We start from the raw sequence: 9,252 nt of genomic DNA on the forward strand, positions 1-9,252 counted from the left end.
GCGAACACCGGGGAGGACTCCAGCAGACCGGCGGCCATGCCGATCCACTGCGACCCCTGACCGGGGAACACGAACACCGGGGCCGAGACGCTCTGCGCGACGCCGGTGATCACCGGCTCGGCGAGCCCGGCCGCGTGGTCCGGGCCGAGGACCACCGCGCGGTGCTCCAGCGCGGCCCGGGTGGTGGCCAGCGACCACGCCATGTCCACGGGGTCGCGATCGGCGTAGGGGGCGAGCCTGGACAACTGCTCGCGCAGCGCGTCCTCCGTCCGGGCGGAGATCACCCAGGGGATCTGGCGGGGGACGACCACGGGCTCGTGCGTCTCGGGGACGGTCTCCTCGACCGGCCGCTCTCGGGTGTCGTCCTCGTCCTCGTCATCGGTCGTGGCCGTCTCGGTCGGCTCCTGCTCGATGATGACGTGGGCGTTGGTGCCGCTCACGCTGAAGGAGGAGACTCCGGCGCGGCGCGGGCGTGCCACCTCCGGCCAGGGCCGGTTCTCGGTCAGCAGCTCGACGGCGCCCGCCGTCCAGTCCACCTCGGGGGACGGTTCGTCCACGTGCAGGGTCTGCGGCATGACGCCGTGGCGCAGCGCCTGCACCGCCTTGATCACTCCGGCCACGCCGGCCGCGGCCTGGCTGTGGCCGATGTTGGACTTGATGGATCCGAGCCAAAGCGGCTCCTCGCGGTTCTGGCCGTAGGTGGCGAGCAGCGCCTGCGCCTCGATCGGGTCCCCGAGGGTGGTCCCGGTGCCGTGCGCCTCGACGAGATCGACGTCGGTGGTGGTCAGGCGGGCGTTGGCGAGCGCCGCGCGGATCACCCGCTGCTGCGAGGGGCCGTTGGGGGCGGTCAGGCCGTTGGACGCGCCGTCCTGGTTGACCGCGCTGCCCCGGATGACCGCGAGCACCTGGTGCCCGTTGCGGCGGGCGTCGGCCAGGCGCTCAAGCACGAGCACGCCGACGCCTTCGGCCCAGCCGGTGCCGTCGGCGGAGGCGGCGAACGCCTTGCAGCGCCCGTTGCCGGACAGTCCCTTCTGACGGCTGAACTCGGTGAAGATCCCCGGATCGGTCAGCACGGTCACGCCGCCGGCCAGCGCCATCGCGCACTCCTGCTCGCGCAGCGACCGCACGGCCAGGTGCAGGGCGACCAGCGAGGAGGAGCAGGCGGTGTCCACCGTGACGGCGGGGCCCTCCATGCCCAGGGTGTAGGACACCCGGCCGGACACGACGCTCGGCGCGTTGCCGGTCAGCATGTGGCCCTCGGCGCCCTGCGGCAGCTCCGTGACGGCGGCGCCGTACATGGAGGCGGACGCGCCGATGAAGACGCCGCCCTGGGTGCCGCGCAGCGACTGCGGGTCGATGCCGGCCCGCTCGACGGCCTCCCACGACGCTTCCAGAATGAGCCGCTGCTGCGGATCCATCGCCAATGCCTCGCGCGGCGAGATCCCGAACAGCGCGGCGTCGAACTGGGACGCGTCGCTGACGAAACCGCCCTCACGCACATAGGAGGTACCCGGTTTGTCCGGATCAGGATCGTAAATCGCGTCCAGGTTCCAGCCACGGTCGGTGGGGAACGGGGCGATGCCGTCGCGCCCGGACACCACCATCTGCCACAGGTCTTCCGGCGTCTCGACGCCACCCGGATAGCGGCAGCTCATGGCGATGATCGCGATCGGCTCCCACTCGCGCGCCTCGGCTGCTTTCAGCCTGCGGCGGGTCTGGCGCAGATCGGCGGTGAGACGTTTGAGGTAATCAAGATACTTCTGATTGTCTGTCACTCGACGCCACTTTCTACGAACCGAGAACGCCAAAAGCGCGCACTTCGAGGAAGCAATGGATATCACCAGCGAAATCCGGGAAATCGCCGACTATTAGCCGCACTCGATGGCTGAAAAGCGGAAGCGACCTGCGAATCCACATTCCCGCACATATGACTGAATATGACCATACTGAGGGGCTAAACACGGAACAACCCGTGCGTACCCCTAGCATGCGTGTCAGAAGTTTCTTTTCAGTGTGCCGGCCTCCCGGACGCGAAACGGCCCGGCACCGCGGGTGCGGTACCGGGCCGGATCGGGCCGCCGGGCCTCAGGTGAGGCCCAGCTCCCGCTGGATCAGGTCGAGCATCTCCTCGTCGGAGGCCGACTCCAGATCGTCCACCGCCACATCGTCACCGGAGGACCGGGCGTCGGCCCACCTGGACAGGAACGCCTGGAGGCGAACCGCCACCTTGACCCGGGTCAGGCCGTCGGGGGCGGCTGCGCTGAACGCCGCGTCCAGCGAGTCCAGGCCCGCCAGCAGCGCGTCCACTCCGGTGCCCTCGCCGGTCGCCAGCTCGCCGCGCAGGAACCCGGCCAGCTCCGCCGAGGTCGGGTAGTCGAAGGCCAGCGTCGCGGGCAGCTTCAGGCCGGTGGCCCGGCCCAGGCCGTTGCGCAGCTCCACCGCGGTCAGCGAGTCGAAGCCCAGCTCCTTGAAGGCCCGGTTCGGCTCGACGGCCTCGCCGGACGCGTGGCCGAGCACGCGGGCGACGGCCTGCCGTACCAGCCCGAGCAGCACCTCCTCCTGCTCGGGGGCGGACAGCCCGGCCAGACGCTCGCGCAGCGCCGCCGCCTCGCCCTGCGCGGACGGCTCGCCCGCCCGCTCAGCCTCGGCCGGGACGTTCAGCTCCGGCAGGTCGGCCAGCAGCGCGCTCGGCCGGGCCATGGTGAACGCCTCGGCGAAGCGGACCCAGTCCACGTCGGCCACGGTCACCGACGTGTCGCCGCCGTCCACCGCCCTGGCCAGGGCGGCCACGGCCAGTTCCGGCGACAGCGCGCCGAGACCCCTGCGCCGCAGGTACTCCTCGGCCTCCGCGTCGGCGGCCATGCCCGCCTCCGCCCACGGGCCCCACGCCACCGACGTGGCCGCCAGGCCCCGCGCCCTGCGCCGCTCGGCGAGCGCGTCGAGGTAGGCGTTGGCCGCCGCGTAGGCGGCCTGCCCGCCGCTGCCCCACACCCCGGCTATCGAGGAGAAGAGCACGAACGCGTCCGCGCCGGGCAGCAGCTCGTCCAGGTGCCGTGCGCCGAGCACCTTGGCCCGCATCACCTCGTCGAACTCGGCGGGACCGGCCTCGCCGATCCGGGTCGTGCCGTTCAGCCCCGCCGCGTGGACCACGGACGTCACCGGGTGCTCGGCCAGCAGCGCGGCCAGCGCGTCGCGGTCGGCCACGTCGCAGGCGGTCACGATCGCCTCGGTGCCCAGCTCCGCCAGCTCGGCCACCAGCTCGGCCGCGCCCGGCGCTTCCAGGCCGCGACGGCTGGTCAGCACCAGCCGCTCCGCGCCCCGGCCCGCCAGCCAGCGGGCCACCTGCGCGCCGAGCGCGCCGGTACCGCCGGTGACCAGCACCGTGCCGCCGGGCCGCCACGGCTCGTCGCCGTGACCCGCCGGGGCGTGCGCCAGCCTGCGCGCCAGCAGGCCGTCCTCGCGGATCGCTAGCTGGTCCTCACCGGTCGTGCCCGCGAGCGCGGCGGCCAGCAGGCCGGCCGCCCGCTCGTCCGGCACCGGCGGGAGGTCCACCAGGCCGCCCCAGCGCTGCGGGTGCTCCAGCGCGGCCACCCGGCCGAGCCCCCACACCTGCGCCTGCGCCGGTCCTGCCGGGTCGTCGTGCGGCGTCGCCGCCACCGCGCCCCGCGTCAGGCACCACAGCGGAGCCGTGATCCCGGCCGTCTCCAAGGCGCGCAGCAGGTCCAGCGTCCCGGCCAGGCCGACGGGAGTCCCCGGGTGCGCCGGGAGGTCCCGGTCGTCGAGGGCGAGCAAGGAGACCACGCCGTCCACCGCGCCGACGCCACCGTTGACCTGTCCGTTGACGTGGCCGTTGACCGGTGCGAGGTCGCCGACGGCCCGCACGACCACCTCCGTGCCCCGGTCGCGCAGCGCGCTCGCCGTCCAGGCGGTCAGCGGGTCATCGCCGTCGGCGGCGACCACGAGCCACCGCCCTGACGGGGCGTCCGCGGATTCCGCGAGCGGCTTCCAAGTGACCTGGTAGCGCCAGTCGTCGGCGGCACTGCCGTCGGCGCGCCTGCGGTCCCAGGCCGTCTCCGGCCAGAACCGGTCCCGGTCGAAGGCGTAGGTGGGCAGCGCCACCCGCCTGCCGCCGAGCCCAGCGGCGACCGGCCGCCAGTCCACGTCCACGCCGTGGGTGTGGAGCCCGGCGAGCGCGGCGAGCAGGGTCTCCGGCTCGTCGCGGCCCGCGCGCAGCGCGGGGACCAGGAGCGCCTCGCCGTCGATGGACCGCTGGGCCATCGCGGTGAGCACGCCGTCCGGGCCGATCTCCAGGTAGGCGGTCACGCCCTGCCCGGCCAGCGTCCCGACCCCGTCGGCGAACCGGACGGCCTCGCGGACGTGCCGGACCCAGTACTCGGCGGTGTACTCGGTGACCTGCCGCGCGTCCAGGTTGGACACGATCGGCACGCGCGGGGTCCGGTACTCGACCTTCGCCGCGATCTCGCGGAACTCGGCGAGCATCGGCTCCATCAGCACCGAGTGGAACGCGTGGGAGACCGTCAGCCGCTTCACGCGACGGCCCTCGGCCCGCCAGGTCGCCTCCAGCTCGTCGATCGCCTCGGCCACGCCCGAGACCACCACGGACCTCGGGCCGTTGACCGCCGCCACGCTCACCTGGTCGATGAGGACCAGTTCGTCCTCGGCTGCCTCGACCGCCAGCATCGCCCCGCCCGCCGGGAGCGCCTGCATCAGCCGGCCCCTGGCCGCCACGAGGCGGCAGGCGTCCGCGAGCGACATGACCCCGGCCGCGTGGGCCGCCGCCAGTTCGCCGATCGAATGGCCGAGCAGAAAATCGGGAATGACGCCGAGCGATTCCACGAATCTGAACAGCGCCACTTCAATGGCGAACAATCCCGCCTGCGTATAGGCGGTCTGGTGAATGAGTTCGGAATCGTGGAATAGCACCTCGCGCAGCGGGCGGTCCAGTTCGGCGTCCAGGTGCGCGCAGACCGCGTCCAGCGCGTCGGCGAAGACGGGGAACGCGTCGTAGAGTTCGCGGCCCATTCCGGCGCGCTGCGAGCCCTGGCCGGTGAACAGGAACGCGGTACGGCCGTGCGCGGCGACGCCCCTGGTCACGCCGGGGGCCTCCTGGCCCTGTGCCAGCGCGTCGAGGGCGCCGAGCAGTTCCGCTCGACCGGCGGCCAGCACGACCGCCCGGTGGCCGAGCAGCGCCCGGGTGGTGGTCAGCGACGCGGCCACGTCCAGCTCGCGTGCGCCGCCGTCCAGCAGCGCGCGCAGGCGGCCCGCCTGGCCGCGCAGCGCCCCGGCCGAGCCTCCGGACAGGAGATACGGCAGCGGGTACGGCACCGGCCGCGTGCCCGGCGCGGTCTCCGCCACCGGCTCGGGGGCGGTGAACTCCTCGATGATGGTGTGCGCGTTGGTGCCGCTGAGCCCGAACGAGGAGATCCCGGCCCGGCGGGGGCGGTCGCCGCCCGCCCATGGGCGGTTCTCGGTGAGCAGGGCCACCGTGCCCGCCGTCCAGTCCACGTGCGAGGTGGGCTCGTCCACGTGCAAGGTGCGCGGCAGTACGCCGTGCCGCAGGGCCAGCACCATCTTGATCACACCGGCGATTCCGGCCGCGGCCTGGGTGTGCCCGATGTTGGACTTGATCGAGCCCAGCCACAACGGCTCGTCCCGGTCCTGCCCGTAGGTGGCGAGCAGGGCCTGCGCCTCGATCGGGTCGCCCAGCCTGGTGCCGGTGCCGTGCGCCTCGACGGCGTCCACGTCGGAGGGGATGAGCCCCGCTCCGGCGAGGGCCTGCCGGATCACCCGCTGCTGGGAGGGACCGTTCGGGGCGGTGAGGCCGTTGGACGCACCGTCCTGGTTGATCGCCGATCCGGCCACGACGGCCAGCACCTCGTGCCCGTTGCGGCGGGCGTCCGACAGCCGCTCCACCAGGACCACGCCGATGCCCTCGCCCCAGCCGGTGCCGTCGGCCGCCTCGGCGAACGGCTTGCACCGCCCGTCGGGGGCGAGCCCGCGCTGACGGGAGAACTCGACGAACGCGCCGGGGGTCGCCATCACGGTCACGCCGCCCGCGACCGCCAGCTCGCACTCGCCGTTGCGCAGCGCCTGCACCGCCAGGTGCAGCGCCACCAGCGAGGAGGAACAGGCGGTGTCCACGGTGATCGCCGGGCCCTCCAGGCCGAACGCGTAGGAGATCCGGCCGGACATGACGCTGGCGGCGTTGCCCGTGCCGACGTGTCCCTCCAGCTCCGCGTGCCCGTCGAACAGCAGGGCTGGGTAGTCCTGGCCGTTGGTCCCGGCGAAGACACCGGTACGGCTGCCGCGCAGCGAACGCGGGTCGATCCCGGCCCGCTCGAACACCTCCCAGGTGCCCTCCAGCAGCAGCCTCTGCTGCGGGTCCATGGCCAGCGCCTCACGGGGCGAGATGCCGAACAGCCCGGCGTCGAACTCGGCAGCGCCGTCCAGGAAGCCGCCCACGCGGGCGTAGGTCGTGCCGGCCCTGTCGGGGTCCGGGTCGAACAGCGACCCGAGATCCCAGCCGCGGTCCTGCGGGAACCCGCCGACCGCGTCGCCGCCCTCGGCCAGCAGAGTCCACAGCTCCTCGGGCGAGGACACCCCGCCCGGGAAGCGGCAGCTCATGCCGACGATCACGATCGGGTCGTCCGTCGTGCCGGTCATGGTGACCGTCTCGGCGGGCGCGTCCGCCGTGCCTCGGATCGCGGCCAGCAGGTGCGCCGCCAGGGCGGCGGGGGCCGGGTAGTCGAAGACCAGGCCGGCGGGCAGGGCGAGGCCGGTGTCCGCGCCCAGCAGGTTGCGCAGCTCGACCGCCTTGAGCGAGTCGAAGCCCATCTCGCGGAAGGCACGGCCGGGTTCCACCGCGCCCGCCGTGGCGTGCCCGAGGACCGCCGCCGCGTGACCGCGGACCAGGTCGAGCAGCAGCCGCTCCCGCTCCACGTCCGATCCGGCGGACTCCAGCCGGGCGCGCAGCGCCGCCGTCCGCTCCTCCCCGTCCGTTTCGCCCTTGTCTCCCGGACGACCGGCCGCCTCGCGGGCCTCCGCCAGGTCGGCGAACAGCGCGCCAGGCCGCGCGGCGGTGAAGCCCGGGGCGAACCTGCCCCAGTCGACGTCCGCCACGACCAGCGTGCCGTCTCCGTCGTCGCCCGTGTCCAGCGCCGCCGCCAGGGCGTCCAGCGCCCGCTCCGGGGCCATCGCGACCACGCCGCCGCGGCGCATCCGCTCGGCCGCGACGTCGTCGGACGCCATGCCCGCGCCCGCCCACGGGCCCCAGGCGATCGAGGTCCCGGCCAGGCCGCGCGCCCGGCGCCGCCCGGCGAGGGCGTCCAGGTAGGCGTTGGCCGCCGCGTAGTTGCCCTGCCCGGCGCTGCCGATCACACCGGCCAGCGCGGAGAAGGTGACGAAGGCGTCCACGGGGGTGTCGCCCAGCGCCTCGTCCAGGTTGGCCGCGGCCCGGGCCTTCGCCGCGAGCACCGCGTCCAGCCGATCGGAGGTCAGCGCGGACAGGATCCCGTCGTCCACCACCCCGGCCGCGTGGATCACGGCCGTCACCGGGCGGGCGGCGAGCAGGTCCGCGACCGCCGCGCGGTCGCTCAGGTCGCAGGCCACGACGGTGGCCCGCGCGCCCAGCTCCGCCAGCCCGGCCACCAGTTCGGCGGCTCCCGGCGCGTCCGCGCCGCGACGACCGGCCAGCACCAGCTCGGTCACGCCGCGACCGGCCAGCCAGCGGGCCACGTGCCCGCCCAGCGCGCCCGTGCCACCGGTGACCAGCACCGCGCCGTCCGTCGTCCAGGACTGCCGCGCGCCGCCGCGCCCGAGCGGAGCGCGGCGCAGCCTGCGCCCGAACACTCCGGACGCCCGAACCGCGACCTGGTCCTCGCCCGAACCGCCCGCGAGCACCGACGCCAGCCGCTGCCCGGCACGCCGGTCCAGCGTTTCCGGCAGGTCCACCAGGCCGCCCCAGTGCTGCGGGTACTCCAGCGCCGCCACTCTGCCCAGGCCCCAGACCTGCGCCTGGGCGGGGTCGGCCGCGCCGTCCGACCTGGCCACCGACACCGCGCCCCTGGTCATGGACCACAGCGGGGCGGCGATCCCGGCGTCGCCGACGGCCTGGATCAGGGTGAGGGAGCCGGCGACACCGAGCAGCGCCACCACCGCGGCGACGTCGCCCGCCTCGCGGAGCCGTTCGGCCATGGCGGCGCGGTCCTCCGCGACGGGCAGGACGGCGACCGCCGCCCCCGCGTCGCGCAGCGCCGTCACGATGTCGTCTGGGGCCTCGCCGTCGGCGGTCACGATCAGCCAGGTTCCCGAGAGCCCTTCCGTCTGCCGGTCCGCCAGGGGCGTCCAGCGCACCCGGTAGCGCCAGGAGTCCGCCTCGGACCGGTCGCGCCGCCTGCGGCGCAGGCCGGACAGCACCGGCAGCGCGGGCAGCAGCGACTCCAGCGAGGACCGCTCCCCCGTGTCCGCGCCCAGGCTCTCGGCCAGCGCGTCGAGGTCCTGCCGTTCGACCGCCGCCCAGAAGCCCGCCTCGGCGTCTCCGCCGGTCTTCGGCGCGGGCTCCAGCCAGTAGCGCTCGCGCTGGAAGGGGTAGGTGGGCAGGACGACCCGAGCCCGACCGCCCTGGAAGACGGCCGCCCAGTCGGGGGTGATCCCGCTGACGTAGAGGCGGGCGAGTCCGTGCATCAGCGACTCGGCCTCGGGACGGTCGGCGCGCAGGGCGGGGACGAGGGTGGCGGTGTCGATGGCGTCGATGGACTGCTGGGCCATCGCGGTGAGCACGCCGTCGGGGCCGATCTCCAGGAAGCGGGTCGCGCCCTCGGCGCGGAGGGTCGCGATCCCGTCGGCGAACCGGACGGCCTCGCGGACGTGACGCACCCAGTAGTCGGCCGTGTGGTTCTCGACGGGACGCCCGTCCAGGTTGGAGATGATCGGGATGGTCGGCGTGCGGTAGGTGACGGCGGCGGCGATCTCCCGGAAGTCGGCGAGCATCGGCTCCATCAGCACCGAGTGGAAGGCGTGGGAGACGGTCAGCCGCTTCACCCGGCGTCCCTCTGCGCGGTAGGTCGCTTCGAGGTCGTCGATGGCCTCGGCGACTCCAGAGAGCACGATCGAGGTGGGGCCGTTGATCGCGGCGATGCTGACCTGGTCGTTGAGGGTGATCTCGTCTTCGGTGGCCTCGACGGCGAGCATCGCGCCGCCCGCCGGGAGGGCCTGCATGAGCCTTCCCCTGGC

2 protein-coding genes are annotated in these 9,252 nt (G+C 74.4%); both read right to left on the reverse strand.

The features are described from left to right. Nucleotides 1-1,775: beta-ketoacyl synthase N-terminal-like domain-containing protein (locus P3X83_RS42820; protein WP_277311197.1), on the reverse strand; the 1,775-nt coding region annotated here is incomplete at its 3' end. A 310-nt stretch (nt 1,776-2,085) separates the two neighbouring features. Then, nucleotides 2,086-9,237 (reverse strand): type I polyketide synthase, encoded by a 7,152-nt coding sequence (locus P3X83_RS42825; RefSeq protein ID WP_277311198.1) that lies wholly within the window; start codon nt 9,235-9,237, stop codon nt 2,086-2,088. Nucleotides 9,238-9,252: the final 15 nt, after the last annotated feature.

The organism is Spongiactinospora sp. TRM90649 (genome assembly GCF_029382225.1).
GTDB lineage: Bacteria > Actinomycetota > Actinomycetes > Streptosporangiales > Streptosporangiaceae > Spongiactinospora.

Excerpts from the sequence above, each read along its gene's own strand:
- P3X83_RS42825 (WP_277311198.1), bottom strand. The coding sequence starts at position 9,237 with ATGCAGGCCCTCCCGGCGGGCGGCGCGATGCTCGCCGTCGAGGCCACC.